Origin of the sequence: Sphingomonas sorbitolis (assembly GCF_036663875.1) — a bacterium.
In the GTDB taxonomy this organism is placed as follows: Bacteria; Pseudomonadota; Alphaproteobacteria; order Sphingomonadales; family Sphingomonadaceae; genus Sphingomonas.
In genome coordinates, this window is sequence record NZ_JAXOJS010000008.1 from 1 (window position 1) to 19,136 (window position 19,136).

Consider the following 19,136-nt stretch of genomic DNA (forward strand, 5'->3'; position numbering starts at 1 on the left):
TTGAGCTTCGTTGCGCCCCCCCCCCCGGTATCGCGCAAGCATATTGGTGCGCCATGCGCGACGAAATAATCGAGCATCGCCCGATTGCAGTTGGACTGACCGTGCAGCGGAGGCGGAAGCGCGCCGATGAACCAGAGACGGGGGCTGAACCGGAGACGGGGGCCGGATTTGGTCTTGGATCCGGTCGGGGCGGAAGGGCGCAAAGTTGCGGGAATGGGCATGAATCAAGGGGGCCTGTGGAGAAAGCGGATCGGTGGTCGACGTTGCCATCCCGAAACCCGTATGCGAGACGCGCACCTTACCGACGATCACGGGCGAGGAAAAGTGACCGCATCGTACACTACGCGTCACGACGACGTCACCGCAGCGACGGGCCAGCCCACACGCCGCGACGATGTTATCGCGAAGACCGGAAATACTATACGTCGCAGCGACTTCATCGTGGCAGCCGGATTGCTGTGCCTGTCGCTATTGCTCGGGGGCGGCAGCCCGATTTCACCGATCCAACGCATGATCGTCGAGATCGCCGGCGTCGTCGCGCTCGGATGGTTTTTCGCGCGCGGATGGCATGCGCCCCGCAGCCGATCGGTCACGACCGGCCTGATCCTGATCGGGGCGTTGGTGATGCTGGTCGTCGTGCAGATCATTCCGCTTCCCCCCGGCATGTGGCGCGCATTGCCGGGGCGAGAGATGGCCATCAACGTCCTGGACGTGGTCGGTGCAGGCAGCACGTGGCTACCGCTCAGCCTCGATCCGACCGCGACGCGCGAAGCGGGGTATTTTCTCATACCGCCGATCGCGATGTTCGTCGCGACATTGCATCTCGATCGTGACGCACAGCTCAAGCTCGTCCTGCTGATCGTTGCAGCGGCGGTCATCAGCGCCGTGCTGGTAATGATCCAGGCCCAGGGCGCGATGTGGCTGACGCTCTACGACGCCCCGCATGCGACCAAGGGCAAGGGAATCTTCGCCAACAAGAACCACAATGCCGCCTTGCTGGTAGTGGCGATCCCGCTGGCCGCCATGCTCGGCCGAAGTGCACTTCGGTTTGCCCAGCAAAGCACGCAGCGTGCGGTGACCGGTATCGTGATCGCGATCCTCGCGCTGGCGGTGCTCGGCTGTCTCTCGCGGGCGGGCATCGCGTTGCTCCCTATCGCACTCCTCGCCTGCATCCCTGTCCTTGGGGGCTATGCGCTGGTGAAGCGCCACTGGAAAATCGCCGTTGGTGCAGCCGCGGCCTTGGTGGTTGCCGCGATCCTGATCGCACAGTCGTCGATCGTGAAGGAAACGCTCGACCGGTTCGGTGCCAGCCAGGAAGGCCGGTACGTCTTCTGGCCCGACGTGATCGCCGCGATCCGCCAGTTCATGCCATGGGGATCGGGCTTCGGAACGTTCGTCCCGGTGTTCCGGATGAGCGAGACGCTCAACGCCGTACACCAGACCTATACCAACCATGCGCATGCCGACTTCATGGAAATCGCACTCGAGGCGGGCGTGCCCGGCCTGTTTCTGGTGATCGCGTTCCTCGTCTGGTTCGGTATTACCGCATGGTCGCGGCTGCGCGGCCGGATCGACGCGCCGGACTTTTCGCCGATGCTGGCGGCCGCAACGGGTATCCTGTTGTTGCTGGCCGCCTCGATCGTCGACTATCCCTTGCGAACGCTGTTGCTGGCCTGTGTATTCGCAGTTCTGGCAGCCATCCTCGCATCTCCGCTGCGATTTTCAGCCACGACCAATTCTTTTGGTACTGGACGTGACACAGCACCGCGCCATCCTCGCCGAAAGGTCAGGCTCTAGCCAATCGGCCAAACCCCGGGTAAGCGCCCAACTCGGTTACAGAACAGTCTGTAGCCCGGTAGTTTCTTGATAGAGGCCATAATGAAGGCTGGTTGTTTCCTCCTGCTGTCGAGCATGTCGCTCAGCGCTTGCGTCTCGTCCGAAAACTGGAAGAAGCTGCCGGCTGGCCCGGCTGCCTATAACACTATTCCGGCGACCATCCCCGTCGATGCGCGGCCCGAGTATCGCATCAATCCCCAGGACAAGCTGACGATCACGGTGTTCCGCGAGCCCGACATGTCGGTCGAGGAAGCGCCCGTCGAGACGGGTGGCACGCTGGTCCTGCCACTGATCGGCCGGATCCGCGCGGCGGGACAGACGACCGCCGCGCTAGCAAACTCGATCCAGTCGCAGCTCGCTGCACGGTATCTGGTCGATCCACGAGTGTCGGTGATCGTCGCGGAATCGCGCGCACAAAGCGTCACGGTCGATGGTGCGGTCGGTATTCCCGGGGTCTACGGCTTGCAGGGCGATACGACGTTGCTTCAGTCGATTGCGCTGGCGCGAGGCGTGACCCGCACCGCGACGTTCGACAAGGTCGCGGTCTTCCGCACCATCGATGGTCAGCGTCAGGGCGCGCTCTTCAACCTTAGCGATATCCGCAATGGCGATGCTGCAGACCCGGTGTTGCAGAGCGGCGACTATGTCGTCGTCGGCAATTCGGCGATCAAGGCGGTCGGATACGACCTGCTGACTCTTGCCCCAGCCGCAGCGCTTTTCATTCCGCTCGTGAACTGACCCTTGCTTCGCCATCAAATACCCTCGTTCGTCCGGATCTCGCATGAATAGTGTAACCCCCAGCCTTTCGCGTTTCCCGGATGCGGATGCGCCGCTCCTCAACGACGTGCCGGACGAGACCAAGGGTCCGATCGATCTACGCGCCGTGTGGTCGGCAGCCTATCGCAACCGCGTCAAGCTGCTCATCACGGTCATCGTGGCGATGCTGCTCGGCCTGCTGATCACGTTCCTGAGCACGCCGATCTTTCGGGCCGACGCGCTCATCCAGATCGACCAGCAGGCAGCCCAGATCCTGGCGGGTACCGATGTCGAGCCGAGTGAATCAATCCTAGACGGTGACCGGTTTCTCCAGACCCAGATCGACGTGATCAAGAGCCGCACGCTGGCGCGCCAGGTCGCGGAATCGATCGGTCTCTACCGGAACAACAGTTTTCTCGAGAAGATGCACATCACCCCTGCGGCCGAACCGCGGGGGTCGTATAATCTCGTCCAGACGCGTCGCGAACAGATCATCGACGCGCTCCAGAAGAATCTTGACGTCGAGCTTCCGGTCGACTCGCGGATCGTGACGATCTCGTTCTCGAGCCCCGACCGCCAGCTGTCCGCGCAGGTAGCCAACAGCTTTGCCGACAGCTTCATCGTCAGCAACATTCAGCGCAAGTTCAACACCTCCGCCTATGCCCGCCGCTTTCTCGAGGGGCAGCTGGGCCAGACCCGTCAGCGCTTGGAGGAATCCGAGCGTGCCCAGATCGCATATGCGCGCTCAGCCGGGCTGATCGACGCGAGTTCGGGGTCTTCCGAGGGCCAGTCCTCGGGACCGAAGTCGTTGACGACGGCGAACCTGATCCAGCTGAACCAGGCTTATTCGCAGGCCGTCAGCAATCGCATCATGGCCGAGCAGCGGTGGCGTGAGGCGTCGGGAACGGCGCTGCTGAACCAGCCAGAAGTGCTGAGCAATGCCGCGGTCCAGGTCCTGATCCAGGAGCGCGCCAAGGCACAGGCGGAATACGCCCAGAACGCCAAGCGCTATTTGTCGGGCTATCCCGGCCAGACTCAGGCTGCAGCCCAGATCGAGACGCTCAACAACCAGATCTCTCGCCTCGCGAGCGGCATCCGGGACGGCGTCCGCCAGCAATATCAGATCGCCTTGAGCCAGGAAAAGGCGCTCGAACGCGATCTCGACAAGCTGAAGGGCACGACGCTCACCGAGCAGGGTCGTGGCGTCCAAGCCAACATCCTGCGTCGCGAAGTCGATACCAACCGCGCCCTCTATGACGCACTGCTCCAGCGCTACAAGGGCGTGAGCGCAACCGCAGGCGTGTCGTCGAACAACGTCTCGATCATCGACCGCGCCGATCCACCGATCACCCCTGTGTCGCCGCGACTGCTGCTCAACCTCGCACTGGCGCTGTTCACCGGCCTGTTGCTGGGCGTCGGCTATGTCGTGCTCCGCGAGCATTTCGACGATGCGATCCGCTCATCGGAGGATGTCGAGACCGAACTCGGCACGAGCATGATCGGGCTCGTGCCGATGCTCGCCGCGGGCCAGAGCCCCAATACCGAGTTGCAGAAGGTGCGCTCGGAGACGTCGGAGGCCTATTACGCGCTGCGTGCGGCACTCGAACTGGCGACTCCGACCGGCGCGCCGCACAGCCTGATGGTGACCAGCACGGGTCCGTCGGAAGGCAAGTCGACGACGTCCTATGCGCTCGCCCGCGGGTTCGCGCAGATTGGTCGCCGCGTGATCCTGATCGATGCCGACATGCGCAAGCCGGCCCAGCATCGCAATCTGGAACTGCCCAACAAGTTCGGCCTAGCCAATTTGCTGGCACGCCAGGCGACGCTGCAAGAAGTCCTGCAGCACACGACCACGCCGAACCTCGACTTCATCTCGGCCGGGCCCCTGCCCGTCAATCCTGCCGAGCTGATCGCCGGATTGGGGCTGGCGAAGCTGATCGATCAGATCAAGGACGATTACGACATCATCCTGGTCGATGCCCCGCCGGTGCTCGGTCTCGCCGATGCGCCGACGCTCGCGTCGCATGTCGATGCGACCCTGTTCGTGGTCCAGGCCAACCATGCCCGCGGTCGCCAGGCACGGATCGCGCTGACCCGGCTCAAGGCCGCACGCGCTTATGTAGTCGGCGCGCTGCTGACGAAGTTCGATGCCAAGGTGATCGGGCATTCGACCGATTACGGCTATTCGTACAGCTATGGTCAAACCGATCCGCGGAGCTGAATGCATGCCGGATACCGGTGAAACGATCCGCAAGACGGGCGGCAAGACGGGCCGTATAGCCCGTACACTCGTCGCCGTACTATTGGGGACGGGACTTTGCTGGCAGATCAGCGCGGCTGGCGTTGCGGCGCTGGCAGCACGATCCTCGGATCCGCGTCTGCTGGCGGCGACCGGGTCGGCTGCGCATCCCCAGGCTGGGGCGATCATGGCGCAGAGCCTGTTGGCAGCGGGGCAACGCGTGCCGGCAGCGGCACTCGCCCGGTCGATCCTGCTGGTCGACCCAACCAACGACCGGGCCATGCGCGTGCTCGGACTTGCGACCGAAGCGCTGGGACAGCGCGATCAGGGCGCGCTGATCATGCGCCAGGCAGCCGCGCTCGGCTGGCGCGATACGCCGACGCAATTGTGGGTCCTGCGCGATGCCGTCATGCGCGACGACTATGTCACCGTGATCCAGCGCGCCGACGCGCTGGCCCGCCGCAACCGGTCGGGCGAACTCACCCAGCCGCTTTTCCGGGCCGCGGTCACCGAGCCTCATTTGCGTGGGGCGCTTGCCGACAGTCTCGGCGACAAGCCGATGTGGCGCGGTGCGTTCTTCGCCGATATCCGCCAGAACCTGCCCGCGACTTCGACCGCAGGCATGGAAGCGCTATTTCGCGACATGAAGGCGCGCGGCCAGACGATCGGGCCAGTCGAATGGTTGAGCTACGCCGAGCGCCTGATCGATCTCGGCCAGTTCCAGCGGGCCCGACAGGTCTGGGCGAGCGCCTTCAAGGTCCCCGCGAGCCGCTTTTCGACAGCACCCTATGACGGCAATTTCGCACTTGCGGCTGCACGGCCCAACGACGCACCGACCAGCCGGTTTGAATGGGTCTTCAATCCCGACCTCGCAATGACCTTTGCCGAAGCTCCGGGCGGCTCGTCGCTGACCATCCCCACCGACATCACGGGTGGTACGCCGCTGGCCTCGCAAGTGGTGATCCTGCCTGCCGGCGAACATACCCTGACCGCCCGGATCGACGGGTCGCCAAGTGCCGCGGCTGCCGGATGGACGATCACCTGCCTACCGTCCAAGCAGATTCTGCCGCGCCGTCTCGCGCGCGGGGCCAGCGACGAATTGTCTAGCGTGACGTTCGACGTGCCGAGCGATGGCTGCGGTGCGCAACAGCTCGCGCTGATGACGCGCGACCGGCTGGATGCGCAATCGGTCACGATCGGCGACGTCCGCATCCGCTGACTCGGGGTTTCGGTGACCGTCCCAGAGCCACCATGAAGCATTAACGGTCGCTTATTCGGCGTGGACGGGGGGACTGGTCACGAGCGCTGCCTTGCGGTGCTTGCGACCCAGCACGCGAAGCAGGTTTCGCTCGATCAGCCGATAGGTAAGATAACCAACGGCGATCGCGAACACCGATATCAGCGGCACGCCGATCGCAGTCGACAGTTTCGGCATCGCCACCGACGCGATCTTGCAGACGAACGATATCGCGATCACATGGACGAGATAGATCGAATAGGACGCATTGCCGAGCTCGGGCAACACGGTACCCGAATAGGGTTTGCGGAAATCGGCATAGAGCGCGAGCGAGACCAGCACGGCCGACGGCACCCCGAAAGCCCAGACCCGCCACGCCGCACCGCTCATCGGCAGGGTCAGCAGGACGAGGACGCAGCCGAGCAGCATCCACGGGAACAGCCGGCGATCATAGAGGAACGTGCCGATCGTCATCCCGAACACGAACTCGATCATGATCGGATTCTGCAGGAAGAAGGGCGTTCCCCGCCCCGACAGGACCAAAGCGAGCATGACGAACGCAGCCGTCGCCCAAGCCCGCTTGGTCAGGGCCATCGACGCCGCGGCGACGGCATAGAACAACACCTCGTATTCGAGCGTCCAGCCGACGTTCAACACCGGATAGGTCTCGGGCCCGTTGACCCATGACACGAACAGCAACGACTGAAGAAGATGCCCGGGTCCCGAAACCTCGTTTCGCGCCAAGCCCGGGATATGCGTCAGCGCAAACGTGGCGGCGGTCATGATCCAGTACATCGGAACGATCCGCTCGACTCGGCGCTTGACGAACACCGACGCCGTCGTCTCGCGGCTCGAACCGATAAAAACGATGATGAAGCCCGATATGACAAAGAACAGATCGACCCCGTAGACGCCCAGTTCAAGTAACGGATAGGGATCGCCACCCCCGAAATAGGATATAGTCGTGATCTGCGCATGATAGGCGACGACGACGGCAGCAGCGATGAACCGCAATATCTGGATACGCAGGAATGTACGCTTGTCTTGCACTGCTAGCGGATCCGAATTATGAAGGGGAGTAAGCCCTCCGGGTATGCAAAGACCGGAATGGAGGCAACGGAGGCGATCGACATAATATCCCGTATTTACCGCAGGCTAGGTCGGGGATCTGCCATCGCGAAGGCCGCTTGGCTTGCCACCGGCCTTGGCCTCGCCGTTGCGACCGGATCCGCATCAGCGATATCGCCATACATCAAATCGCAGCGCGACCAAGTGGTGTTCGTGGGCGACAGTATCACTTTTGGGCAGGGATCTTCCGACCCTGCCACTAAATCCCGACCTGCGCTTTTCGAGCAACGCTTCGGGACGAAAGTCGATGTCGTGAACAAGGGGATCAACGGCATAACGCTAGGGTCGATCGCCGGGATCAATGATATTGGTGCGATCAAACGACCAGGCGTCCGCAACGTCGCGATCGTTCTGGCAGGCTCGAACGACCTCGAACAGGGTGACAAGGCGCCTGCGCTGTACGGCACCTTGCGGACCTATGTGACGGGACTGAAAGCCAGCGGCTGGAAGGTCGCCGTCGGGACCATTCTCGGACGCCATTTCCCATCCGACAAGGAGCGCGAACGCCTTGCGCTCAACACCATGATCAAGTCCGGCGAGATCGCGGCTGCCGGGATCGTCGTGATCGATTATGCCCGCGCGCAGGACAAGGGCGGGATTCCGCTGGCGGATCCCGTACATCCCGACGACACCGGTTTCGTTACGATGGCCGGGCTCGAACGCCCGGTGATCCTGCGCCTGCTGCGATCGAAGTGATCGGGCGCTGCGGACTAGGAGCGTGACGGTCGGTGATATGCCTTTGGCAGTCGGCATCGAGAGTTGCGCCGGCCTGCGTCGCCTCGGGATGATTTCTGCATCACCGTCCTGAGCAAGGTTCAGCAAGGCAACGTACGCCTAGACCCTGGCGTCTGCTAGATTGGCATACTGGCGGGCCAGTTCGCGATGCGCGGCCTTCGCACGTCCGTCGCTGATCATTTCCGCGATAGACCGCTCCTTGGCCGCCCTAGGGACATAATATTGGCGATCGTCTTCTGGCATGGGATTTGGCCAAAATCCTTGAAATCGATGCATCGAAAAACCACACCGAAATCTCTCTACCGGCAATAAATCGCGGATTACATGGTATTTATGTGCACGTTTTCAGGTAGAATTTTAAGATATCAACGTGCCAGGCGCTTCGGTCGTTGATGTAAAAGACCGCAGCCCAGACGACTTGGCGCTCTTCAGGCCTGCCGCTCGGCACGATCACGCTGCCGCCAGTAAAAGGGCTGCATCGACAGGCGTTGCTTCCAGCGGTTCGACAATTTGGCCTCGCGGCTGCCCATCTTGTAGCCGGCATATTTCGCGAAGGTCCGCGTGACCGCCGAGGGCAGTTGCAGCGGATCGTGCCGCGCCAGATAGGTCAGTTCCGAGCGGATGAAACGTAGCCCCTCCCCCTCGGCGGTGCCGAAGGTGTCGAGCAGCCAACGATTGCGACCGTGGAACACGCCGACGTCGAAATACCGTCGAAATTCCTCGGCGATCGTATAGCCGTGGCTGTGGATCACCTCCGCGTCACCACGATAGGCGATCCGCCAGCCCTCGATCAGCATCTGTCCCGCGACCAGCTGGTCCTCTGCGAAGAAGGCATCTTCCGGGAAGCCACCCACTGCAACCAGCGCTGCGGTGCGATAGGCGGCGAAGGAATCCGAACAGAACACCGTCTTCACGCCGCTTCGCGCGCGGTCATCGAGCGACCGCGTTTCCGATGCCGGGGGATAGTTGGTCAGTCGGGCATGCCGTTCGATACCGCGCGCGACGGTGCGTGGCAGCTGCCGGCCATACGCCATGCCGACCTGCGGATCGACAAACGCATCGACCAGTCGCGCGATCGTATCCGGCGCCTGCGGAATGGCATCCTGCGTCAACATGACGACGATATCGGCCTCGGGCCGCATTTCGACCGCGCGCTGCCGGGTCCCGCCATGATTGAACGTGCGACGCTCGATGCCCACGACCGTCGCACCGAAGGCGCGGAACGCCGCGCAGCTGTCGTCGTCGGATTCGGAATCGACGATCAAAAACTGTTCGGGCGCGAGCCCCTGACCTGCCAGCGCCGGCAACAGCGCCGACAGATAGGCACCTGCGTTGAGCGTCGGAATGACCACCGACACGCGCGCCGGATCGATCGTCCAAGCCTGGGTTCCGGTTTCGGTCATGGTAACGGTCGGATCAGAAGGCATTGTCGTGCCTGATGACGAAGATGGTCCTGAACAAAATCCATATATCCTTCCCCATCGACCAGTCGCGCAGATATTCGAGATCGGACGACAGCCTGTTGGTCAGATCTGCGGTCAGGACCGTCGCTCCGCGAAAGCCACGGATCTGTGCGAGCCCGGTCACGCCCGGCTTGACCGCATGGCGATGCCGATAGCGCGCGTCGATCTCCCAATAAAGCTGCTCGGCCGCGCGGGCCGACAAGGCATGCGGCCGCGGCCCGACCATGCTCATGTCACCACGCAGCACGTTGAAGAGCTGCGGTAATTCGTCGATGCTATTACGGCGGATGAACTGGCCGATCCGGGTCACGCGACTATCGCTTCGGGTCGTCAGTACGCTGGCGGTCGCATCGCACTGGTCGTCGAACATGCTGCGAAACTTGAGCATCATGAATAGTGTGTTGTCGCGGCCGATCCGCTGCTGGCGAAAAAGGACGGCGCCGGGAGATTCGAGACGGATGGCGATCGCTATGCCCACCAGCAACGGTGACAGCAGCAGCAATGCGGTCATCGAGACGACGATGTCGAAGACCCGCTTCATGATGCGGTCACGCAGATGCAGCGGTCCTGCCGACACCACCAGCGTCCGGTGATTATGATAATGGCTCACGCCGATCATGCCGATGCGGTCGACGTCCGGTGTGAGAATCTCGCCGTCAACCGCCATGCTCTTCAACACGTGCGCCCAGGCGACCACGCGGTCGTCGCGGCAGGCGATCACCACGCGATCGGCATGCGCGACGAGCTTGGCGAGCCGATGATATTCGAGCGGATCCTCGGTTGCGGGATCGAACCCGATTTGTCCGGCGTCGAGGACCATCCCGTGCGATGGTGCATTCCAGTCGATACCATCGACCACCACGACGGTGCTGAACGGCGTTCCCCCTAAGCGGCGCAACAGGACCCGCCCCAAGATCAGTCGTTCGCCGATGATCAATCCGGCCGCACTTAACGTGCCGGTCCAGAAGACCAGGCGGGAAAATGCTGCGCCGACCTTGAAGGAATAGGCGATGATGAGCATCGCCGCGGCCGCAAAGGCGATCGCACGGATCGCAGTAAATGCGCCGATCCGCGGATCGCGCAACACCGCGCCGTTATACGACCCGTTGATCGCCGCGACCCAGAGATAGATCGGCAACAGCACGCTTAGCATCGTCGTACCGTGGACCGTCGACCAGGTACCGAGATACAGCAGATTGGCGAACAGGAATCCCAAGCCGATCGCAATCACGTCGGCACCCGCCAACGCCGCGTAACAGCGTATCCGTCGCGTCTCCATATTTTTGATCGAGATCAGGGAGTCTGGGAGGATCAAGGATTCTGTAGCGTTGGCGACGCTGTCGTAGCGACGATTGCTTTGGATATTCATCTAGTCTGTTCCGGTGGACTAATTGAGGGGCTTGCCCGCCTGCGCTGGCCTATGCCACGGATAGGCGCCGACCGTTAGTCTCGATGCAGTTGGCCGTAAGGCGCACTGATCATGGTATATTTCGACGCGATGCAAATCGACCTCAATCGCCGATCGGGCTCTCTCCGTGTTTGCGCAGGACATCGTTGAACGCCTCGGCCATCAGCGCCTGCAGGCTTCGGCCCTGACGGCGGGCCAGCGTGTGCATTGCGAACGACATTTCGGGTGAGAAGAAACCGGCGATCTGCTTGCGGCCCTGGCGGCTGGCGGGACCGGTCGTAGTGCCCTGCCCGCCGATGATCTGGCCGTTCTGAACCTGTCCGACTGGTGCCTGGCTGCTATTGGTCGTCTGCGCGACGACGGCGGATGCGGGCGGTGTGCGATCGCGTAGATTGGCGAACGAGGGCTTGCGGCTCATGCTGCGACCTTTCCTTTTCGCGCAGGTTTGACGGTTGGTGTCGAGATGCCGACCTGTCGACATGTCCACTCGTAGATCTGTCGAACATCGTCGGCAGCCTTGCCGGTCGGTTCGAATTCCATGACCGTACGCCCCTCGGCGCTGGCGTGACGGAACGCGGCGCGATCGGGGATCTGGATCGGACAGGCGGGCGTCCCGAAGCTTTCGACCAGCTCGCCAGCCTCCTGATAGACCCGCGGCGCGTTGGGCGAGCCGGCGGTGAAGACGACGAAGGCGGGCTTGCGCAACAATTGCACCAGCTTTGCGGTCGTCTGGATTGCCGAGAGATCGAAAGCGCTGGGTCGGCACGGGATCAGCACCAGGTCTGCGATCTCGACTGCGGCGCGGGCGGCGCTATCGGCATGCGGGGGCGTATCGATGACGATGAACTCGGCCCCCTGCTCTTTTGCCTGCGCGACCTTGGCGGCGAGCCGTGGCGGCGGGCTGTCGATCACCTCGGGCGGCGCCTCCTCGCGCCATGCCGCCCATTGGCTGGCGGTCGCCTGGGGATCCGTATCGATGACGAGCGCGACCCGCCCGGAATCGTGCGCGGCTGCGGCAAGATGGAGCGCCAGCGTCGTCTTACCGGCCCCGCCCTTCTGGCTGATGATTGCGATTGTCGTCATGTCAGACCCCCTACATGTCTACATGGCTACAAAGCAACAGTACTGGCAAGCGATTTGGGCACAAGAAAGCGACAGGCCCCTGCCCTCCCATCGACGCTTCTCCCGTTCTATGCGTCAGCCGCATAGAACGCGCCGCCAATCGCTTGCTTCAGCTAGGGAGCATATGACGGCGTAGCCGGCATTCCAGGTTTTTCCGTTTGCGATGCGGTTCTTTGTTTTGGGCCAAGATGTCAGCTCTCGTCTGTTTAACGCACCGACCGGCTAGGTCGGTTCTACATGAGGAATCATATTAATTTAGGAGCGGTTGCGAATGGTTATGAGACTCGCGCTCACGACGGTCGATGCTCGCACCGAGCTTGGCAAGCATCTTGCCCAATTGCCCACCGACCGTCGCGGCCGCCATGTCCTTGCACGATAATCCTGCCATCATCGCCGCGACCTCGCTCGTGCGGTCGATCTCGTGCTGCACCGCATCGTCGGGCAGGGGAGCCGGCCGCATCCACCGCGGCATGAAACCGAGCACACGCTGGGGAAGGGTAGGGCGGTATGCATTCGACGTCTGCCGATAGCGCGGTCCCGGCCCGTCCGCGTCGATCCGCTTGAAGCGACGCTGCCGCACGAGAAATCCGATGTCCTCGAGGATGTGGAGCGCGCGGGCGATGGTCGCGCGGCCGAGGCTCGTCGCATCGGCCAGATGATCGTAGCTCGGGAAGACCCGCCCGCGGTTGAGGCGCGCCAGCGTGAGGATCTCCTCATAGACGCGTACGGCAGCGGCGGTGAGCGTGACGATCCGGCGCTCGGCCGCGGTCAGGATGCGATCGCCGGCGCGGGCCTCGCGGCGCAACTGGCGGCCTGCATCGAGCGTCCGCCGGGCGATCCGCAGCAATTTGTCGGTTTCGCCCTTGGCCGGCACTGCAAAGAACATCTCCTCGAACGTGCCCGCCTCGATGCTGTCGCGCAGCACCGGCGCGCCCGTGCGATGCGGCATACGAGTGCGCCCAGTGCCGGCACCGCGTGCCATGCTGCGCGCTCGCATGCTCGCGCCCGCCTTGCCGAGCGCGCTTGCGGTCGCCTGGCCCAGGGTAAAAACCGTCATCTTCCATCCCCTTGTCGGGGCTGGGACCAAGGCAAAAAGGGGCGTGGCGCGAAACGCGCATCCTTGAACCGAAGTTCGTGTCCGGCTATATGAAGGGGGTCTGAGAGTGACCCCGGATCGACGTTTGGCGACGTCGCTCCATCAAAGCTTGGGATGCCCGGCCTCGTGCCGGGCTTTCCTTTATGGGGTCACAGCCGCTCCATCTTCGGTCGTGCCAGCATCAGCGCCGACATCTGGCGATTTTTGCAGCAAATCCCGACGAGCGAAAGCACCTACGGTTCGTGCTTTCGAGTATCAATTACGAATTACTTTACATTTCGGCGTCGAAAGTTCGTGCTTTCGAGTATCAATTCATGCGCGCATTCGTGCTTTCGAGTATGAATTGCTGTGCGCGTTCGTGCTTTCGGATATCAATTCCGATGCAAGTTCGTGCTTTCGAGTATCAATTCACGATGCCCGATCCGAATCGGACGAAGCCGATTCGCGACGCGCTTCTGAGATCGAGTCGCGCATTGATTCCCGGGCCCCGTCGCGCACCGATTCCGTCGGCGGACCGATCGACGGCGCAGACTCTTCGAGCAGTGCCGGGCGCCGGGTAATGACGACCTTGACCGGGTTGCTCTTGCGGCCGCGCTTGGCGGTATCGACTACCATATCGGGGTCGCTGACGGTCTCGATCAGCTCGAGCCGATAGTCCGGGATCGTGTCGGCGCTCGCGATTTGCCGCAGTGCGGCACGGAAGTTCGCGAGCGGGTTCTGGTAGCCGATCTGCAGACGGAAGGTCGCGAGGTCGATCTCGAACCCGTCGCCATCGCCGGTCGAGCGTGCGACTTCGTAAATCCTGCGCTCGATCGGTCCCAGTTGAAAATATGCCGCGGCATAGTCGAGGACGTGCCGATCGAGCAGGATCGCCCTAAACAGCCAGTCGCAAAGCCTAACCTTGACCGCCTTCAACCGCCGCTCACCGGCCCGCGTCTTGTTGTAATGGAGTTTTGCCTCGGACAACCACGAGAAAAACCCTTCCTCGCCTTCGCCACCCGCCTCGATATTGGTCTTGATCTGTGTGCCCTGGAGCCGCTCCAGCGCCTCCGACAGCCGGCCATACGAACGCGCGCTGTGGTTGCTCCCGGTCACGCTGAACAGATCGTGCGCGGTAAACACGAAATCCTGCGCGACATCCTCACCCGCCTCGAGCTTGGCGGCCATCAGGCTGGCGATGTAGAGCACGATCTCCTTGTCGTAGATCGTCGCCACGCCGCTGGCGCTCGGGCGGACCTCGATCGTGACGGTATCGGTCTGGTAGCTGAGCGGCTTCATCCACGCATTCTTGCTAAGCGCGAAGAACGGGAAGGCCATCAGCGATCGCTCGCCGCGGATCTCGCCGTAGAGCGGGCTGTCGAGCAGGAAGAGCTCGCCCTGGGGAATCCTGGACGGCGTCGTCTTGCCATCCTTGGTGCGCTTTACGGTGGGCGATCGGGTCATCGGACATTCCTACTCGAAAGCACGAACTTTTGGCATCCCATCTCCTGTCATACGGGGCAGGGGGGGCGCTACCGCCCTCCAGTTCGTGCTTTCGAGTAGAAATTCACCGAGCGCTTCAGGCAAATCGACCAAATGCCTGACTAGCCACTCAACCCCATCGGCCTCACCAACATGTTGTCGTGTCGACATGTGGTGGTGTAGAGTCTTCGACATCACAGGCCGACGTGGTATCGCGCAGGCGGCTTCGCGGTTCGTGCTTTTTCCCGCGTTCCGTTTCATGTCCCGGCATCGGGTCAGATCGACGCACAGTGCCGATCGACGAGCGCGGGCACAATCGCACCATGCCGACAATCATACGTGTCGACATTCATACATAGTGAGCGCGGTGGGTCTGGATGTTGCCTGCCGATCGCCCCGCATCCCGCATCCCCTGCACGAACACGCCCGGAACAGGAGAGCAACGAAAGGCGAAAGATTTCGCTTTCCTTCGAATCGGCGGTGACTCATAGAATCACGATGCCGATCCGCCCCGAAAACCGCTGGCTCTATCCGATCGACTGGCCGCAATTGTCGGAGACGATCCGGTTCGGCCGCGCCGGTGCGCGCTGCGAACAGTGTGCACGGCCGCATCGCCGCTTCGTCGCGCATCTCGGCGACGGGCGCTGGTGGGACGCCGAAACGGGATGCTGGCGCTCGCAGCGGGGCAGGCGGGTGGCGATCCGCGATCGCTTCGCGCTTGGCAGCGTCCGCACGACCTATGTCGTCCTCGCCTGTGCGCATCTCGATCACGATCCGGGGCACAACATGCCAGCCAACCTCGCCGCCTTGTGCCAGCGCTGCCACATGCTCCACGACGCAGCCGAGCATCGCTGGCAACGCTGGTGGAACGCGTTCCGCCAGCGCGCGCTACGCGACCTGTACGAAGATCCACGCGTGACCCGCGAACGTCTTGCTTCAGGTCCTCGATCGATCGCAGGCAGGGCGCATCAGTCGAGCGCAATGGCACGGTAAGATCGAGCCGATGTCTGTTGGTCTACATGTCGACCAATAGACATGGTTTCAGTACGACATGTCGAAGGATAGCCGTTCCACCAGAGCGGACGTCTCGGCGAGGCGATCGAGCGAGCGGGGGCGAACGAGGCGGTGAACTCCCACCGCGTTGAAAAGATGGAGACATTGCCGCCAGTGCGCTGCCTGACGCCCCATCGGGGCTACCAGCTGGCCGCGGAACGTGTTGGCAACCAGCGCACTCACCGCTTCCGCACCGGGCAAGGGTGTGATCGCCGGTTCCTCGCTCCAGCCGAGCAGCACCACCGCGGCAAGGTCGAAAATACAGTCTCCAGCGGGCGCATCAACGGGGACGCGGTATTTATCCATGTCGATAAGGACCGGTTCCAACCCGTCGGGGGTTCGCGCGATCGCGCCGAGCGACGCACGCCACAGTTTAAGGTTGCGCAGGCCGGGCCTCAAACGTGCGCGCCCCTCGCGAACCTCCACCGCACAGATATCGTCGCAGATCACGCGGTGCCCACGATGCTGGAGATGCATCGCGATCGTGGACTTGCCGCTACCCGCCGGTGCGATGAAGGCAACGGCACGTCCGCCCACTGCCACTGCCGACGCGTGAAGCGGCAGCAGTCCACGCTGCTGGAGGAGCGCGCCCATCGCCGACCCGAGCAGATAGGCACGCACGTCGCCGTCCGGTGCGCCTGGACACGGCTCCACGATCATCTCGCGCCCGTTGCGGACCAGGAAGCGACCGACGCGAGGAACGTCCATCCAGAAGTGATGGGCATCGACGCGGACGTCGGGCAGGAGTTCGGGGGTGTCGGGAGGAGGGGCGGGGGCCAACCTGACATCGACGTCGATGGCCCCATCTACGGCCCCGTACGCGACATCGTCCGGGTGCAGTTCGGGAAGCGGCAGCGCAGATTGCAACCGGAGACCGAACACCCGATAACACGATGAAGAGGGTGGCGAAGAGCAGGGTGACATGCACCCGGCTTATCCCCCGCTCCATGCCCCGCCAAGGGCGAGAACGTGCAAACGGAGGCACAGGTGGACGGAATGACGCTGGTATCCCGGCAACCCGGGATGATCGAGGCCGATGCGGCTGGCGAACTGGTCGGCCTGCATGTCGAACGCGGGACCTGCTACGGCTTCAACGCGACCGCGACGCGTATATGGCAACTGCTGGAACAGCCTCGCACGGTCGACGGACTGGTCGTCGAACTTCTTGCCGAGCACACGGTCGACGAGGCGGAGTGCCGCGCGGATCTCCAGGACCTGCTTCGGTCGCTGGAGGGCGAGCAGCTTGTCAGCTTGACGCCCGCATGACGGCGCTCGCCGGCCTGTGGAGCCGGCGTGGCGAGGCGACGGAAACGGCGGTCGGGCGGATGCTCGACGCTCAGGCAGCGTTCGGGCCGGACCCGGCGATCCGCCGCACGCTGGACGCCGCAACGCTCGGGCGACGGCTCTATCCGCTTGTTCCCGAAGATGATTTCGACCGAGGACCAGTCCTAGGCGGCGACGGCACGCTGCTGCTCGTCGCGGACGCCAGAATCGACAACCGCGACGAGATCGCCAGCGCGCTCGGCCTGTCGATCAACCTCGCCCGCATGGCCGAGCCGGAGCTGTTGATGGCGGTCGTCGAGCAATGGGGGGTTGCAGGCCTCGCCCGTGTCGTAGGGGGCTTTGCCGTCATGCTTTGGGATGCGCGCCGGTGCGTACTGACCCTGGCACGGGATCCGATGGGCGAGCGACCGCTCTTCTACCACCGCGGCGATGGCTTCGTTGCCGCGGCCTCGATGCCGCGCGGACTGCATGCTCACCCCGACATTCCCTATGCGCCGAACGAGAGCGCGACGGCCGACTTCTTGGCGATACTGCCCGAAGGCGACGAAAGCTTCTTTGCCGGCGTCACGCGCGTACGCCCCGGTCACGCGGTCGCGATCAATGCGGACGGCATTGCCGAAACCCGGCTGTGGACGCCGACGCGCACGATCCTGCGCCTCAAGCCCGCTGATTATGCCGAAGGGTTACGCGCCGAACTGGATCGTGCCGTCGCCGTCAGGTTGCGCCGGATGCGGGGGGCAGTGGGGTCGCATCTGTCCGCCGGTCTCGACAGCGCCAGCGTCGCCGCCACGGCAGCGCGGTTGCTAACGCCCGAGCCTCTCCACGCGTTTACCGCGGTACCGGGCGCCGGCGCGCCCGTGCCCGGCGGAGCGATCGGCGACGAGGGGCCGATCGCGGCACGCGTCGCGGCACTGCACGCCAATATCGTCCATGTCCCGGTTCGGGGTGACGGGCGCTCGCCGCTGCCGCTGCTGGACCGGCATTTCGATCTCTACCAGCGACCGGTCATGAACCCGTGGAATGCGATATGGGGCGAGGCGATCAACGATTCCGCGCGGGCGCGCGGCGTGAGCGTCCTCCTCACCGGGCAGCTTGGCAATTTTACGCTGAGCCATGACGGCGTCCCACATCTGGCGCAGCTATTCGGCACCGGGCAGTTCGGCGCGCTTGCCACGCTGACGCGGCAATTGCGCGCGCAAGGCTGGCGACGGCGACGGATCGCCGCGGCGACGCTCGGGCCGTTCGTGCCGCCTGCCGTCTGGACCTGGCTAGTCGATCGCTTCGGTCACTCGCTGGCACTCGGGGGCTATAGCGCGCTGCGCCCCGGCGCGATCGCCGACCTGGACGGGCGCGCCGCGGCCAGCGGAACCGATCTGTCCTACCGCCCTTGGCGCGACGGGCGCGCGATGCGACTATGGGGGCTCGATCGGGTCGACATGGGATCCTACAACAAGGGCACGCTTGCGGGGTGGGGCATCGACCTGCGCGATCCTACCGCAGACCGACGGCTGATCGAATGGGCGCTGAGCGTGCCGGACGAGCAGTATATCCTGGACGGAAAGCCACGGTCGCTGGCGCGGCGTGCCTTTGCGGATCGGCTACCTCCCGAGCTCATTGGCGAACAGCGGCGCGGCTATCAGGCGGCGGATTGGCACGTCGGCGCGACCGCCGCATTGGAGGCGCTGGCCGCGGAGTTGGACGGCATAGAGCGCTGCCCGCCGGCAGGGGCGTTGCTCGACATAGAGCGGTTGCGCGCGCTGATCCGCGACTGGCCGGACTTTCCCGCGGACGACCCGCGCTGGAACCAGCTGGCGGTCACCGATCGCTATCGGTCGATGCTGCTGCGCGGAACCGCGGCCGGGCATTTCCTGCGCCGGGCGGCGCGCAGCAATTGATCCGCCGCCTGCCACTGTTGGCCGAGGCACTGGCCATGCTGGCGCTTGCATCGCTCCTGATCGCGATCCTGTCGTTCCGGCGCATTGCGGCGCTGTCCGCAAGCCAGGCGTCGGCCGCCCCCGCAACGGAGCTTCAGGCGCGCGCGATCGCTTGGGCGGTTGCCGCTTGGGGTCGGCACGTGCCGTGGCGGGCCGTGTGTTTCCAACAGGGCCTTGCCGCCCAGTTGATGTTGCGCCGACGAGGATTGGCCGCAGCGCTACATTACGGAGCCGTTCACGACGAAAACGGACATCTGGTCGCGCATGTCTGGGTTCGCTCCGGCGATACGGACGTAATCGGTTGCGAGGGGGCAGAGCGCTACGGCCTCTTGGCGGTGTTTCCGCCCGCCTGACGTCGCCCCTGAGTTCGCGGTCTTCGGTGTC

At 63.6% G+C, this 19,136-nt stretch carries 17 protein-coding genes; 9 read left to right on the top strand and 8 right to left on the bottom strand.

The window, feature by feature from the left end; translation table 11 throughout:
* Positions 1 to 324 precede the first annotated feature (324 nt).
* From U1763_RS18740 to U1763_RS18755, 4 genes are all read left to right on the top strand, one after another.
* On the top strand, positions 325 to 1,797 hold the full coding sequence (locus U1763_RS18740) for an O-antigen ligase family protein (RefSeq protein ID WP_332756442.1): 1,473 nt from the start codon (positions 325 to 327) through the stop codon (positions 1,795 to 1,797).
* Positions 1,798 to 1,878: 81 nt separating this feature from the next.
* Entirely contained in the window at positions 1,879 to 2,574 is a 696-nt protein-coding gene (locus U1763_RS18745) for a polysaccharide biosynthesis/export family protein (protein ID WP_332756443.1), read from the top strand.
* Positions 2,575 to 2,617: 43 nt separating this feature from the next.
* The gene (locus U1763_RS18750; protein ID WP_332756444.1) at positions 2,618 to 4,813 is read left to right on the top strand and encodes a GumC family protein; all 2,196 of its coding nucleotides are present in this window, start codon (positions 2,618 to 2,620) and stop codon (positions 4,811 to 4,813) included.
* 4 nt (positions 4,814 to 4,817) lie between these two features.
* Positions 4,818 to 6,050, top strand: coding sequence for a hypothetical protein (locus U1763_RS18755; protein WP_332756445.1), 1,233 nt, complete (start codon positions 4,818 to 4,820; stop codon positions 6,048 to 6,050).
* Positions 6,051 to 6,101: 51 nt separating this feature from the next.
* Here the strand turns inward: U1763_RS18755 and U1763_RS18760 are convergent, their stop codons facing one another.
* Positions 6,102 to 7,118 carry an acyltransferase family protein gene (locus U1763_RS18760; protein WP_332756446.1) on the bottom strand — a complete coding sequence of 339 codons (1,017 nt, stop codon included), beginning with the start codon at positions 7,116 to 7,118 and terminating at the stop codon, positions 6,102 to 6,104.
* Positions 7,119 to 7,175: 57 nt separating this feature from the next.
* On the opposite strand from U1763_RS18760, the gene U1763_RS18765 reads away from it, so the two are divergent.
* The gene (locus U1763_RS18765) at positions 7,176 to 7,892 is read left to right on the top strand and encodes an SGNH/GDSL hydrolase family protein (RefSeq protein WP_332756508.1); all 717 of its coding nucleotides are present in this window, start codon (positions 7,176 to 7,178) and stop codon (positions 7,890 to 7,892) included.
* Between the two features lie 467 nt (positions 7,893 to 8,359).
* Here U1763_RS18765 and U1763_RS18770 read toward each other — a convergent pair whose 3' ends face one another.
* From U1763_RS18770 to U1763_RS18795, 6 genes are all read right to left on the bottom strand, one after another.
* Entirely contained in the window at positions 8,360 to 9,334 is a 975-nt protein-coding gene (locus U1763_RS18770) for a glycosyltransferase family 2 protein (protein WP_332756447.1), read from the bottom strand.
* Between the two features lie 13 nt (positions 9,335 to 9,347).
* Positions 9,348 to 10,763 carry a sugar transferase gene (locus U1763_RS18775; RefSeq protein WP_332756448.1) on the bottom strand — a complete coding sequence of 472 codons (1,416 nt, stop codon included), beginning with the start codon at positions 10,761 to 10,763 and terminating at the stop codon, positions 9,348 to 9,350.
* 142 nt (positions 10,764 to 10,905) lie between these two features.
* Positions 10,906 to 11,220: a ribbon-helix-helix domain-containing protein gene (locus U1763_RS18780; protein ID WP_332756449.1), complete on the bottom strand. Its 315-nt coding sequence runs from the start codon at positions 11,218 to 11,220 to the stop codon at positions 10,906 to 10,908.
* On the bottom strand, positions 11,217 to 11,885 hold the full coding sequence (gene parA, locus U1763_RS18785) for a ParA family partition ATPase (RefSeq protein WP_332756450.1): 669 nt from the start codon (positions 11,883 to 11,885) through the stop codon (positions 11,217 to 11,219). The genes U1763_RS18780 and parA overlap by 4 nt, the downstream gene beginning before the upstream one ends.
* Before the next feature lie 289 nt (positions 11,886 to 12,174).
* On the bottom strand, positions 12,175 to 12,981 hold the full coding sequence (locus U1763_RS18790; protein ID WP_332756451.1) for a helix-turn-helix domain-containing protein: 807 nt from the start codon (positions 12,979 to 12,981) through the stop codon (positions 12,175 to 12,177).
* A 447-nt stretch (positions 12,982 to 13,428) separates the two neighbouring features.
* Positions 13,429 to 14,463 (bottom strand): replication initiator protein A, encoded by a 1,035-nt coding sequence (locus U1763_RS18795; protein ID WP_332756452.1) that lies wholly within the window; start codon positions 14,461 to 14,463, stop codon positions 13,429 to 13,431.
* Between the two features lie 516 nt (positions 14,464 to 14,979).
* Between U1763_RS18795 and U1763_RS18800 the strand changes: the two genes are divergently transcribed.
* Entirely contained in the window at positions 14,980 to 15,474 is a 495-nt protein-coding gene (locus U1763_RS18800) for a hypothetical protein (protein ID WP_332756453.1), read from the top strand.
* A 48-nt stretch (positions 15,475 to 15,522) separates the two neighbouring features.
* Here U1763_RS18800 and U1763_RS18805 read toward each other — a convergent pair whose 3' ends face one another.
* Positions 15,523 to 16,416: a hypothetical protein gene (locus U1763_RS18805; protein ID WP_332756454.1), complete on the bottom strand. Its 894-nt coding sequence runs from the start codon at positions 16,414 to 16,416 to the stop codon at positions 15,523 to 15,525.
* A gap of 114 nt (positions 16,417 to 16,530) precedes the next feature.
* On the opposite strand from U1763_RS18805, the gene U1763_RS18810 reads away from it, so the two are divergent.
* Genes U1763_RS18810 through U1763_RS18820 form a run of 3 tightly spaced genes read left to right on the top strand, consistent with a single transcriptional unit; the run spans position 16,531 to position 19,105 of the window.
* The gene (locus U1763_RS18810; protein ID WP_332756455.1) at positions 16,531 to 16,800 is read left to right on the top strand and encodes a PqqD family protein; all 270 of its coding nucleotides are present in this window, start codon (positions 16,531 to 16,533) and stop codon (positions 16,798 to 16,800) included.
* Positions 16,797 to 18,713 carry an asparagine synthetase B family protein gene (locus U1763_RS18815; protein WP_332756456.1) on the top strand — a complete coding sequence of 639 codons (1,917 nt, stop codon included), beginning with the start codon at positions 16,797 to 16,799 and terminating at the stop codon, positions 18,711 to 18,713. Before U1763_RS18810 ends, U1763_RS18815 begins: the two co-directional genes overlap by 4 nt.
* Entirely contained in the window at positions 18,710 to 19,105 is a 396-nt protein-coding gene (locus U1763_RS18820; RefSeq protein ID WP_332756457.1) for a lasso peptide biosynthesis B2 protein, read from the top strand. Before U1763_RS18815 ends, U1763_RS18820 begins: the two co-directional genes overlap by 4 nt.
* Positions 19,106 to 19,136 lie beyond the last annotated feature (31 nt).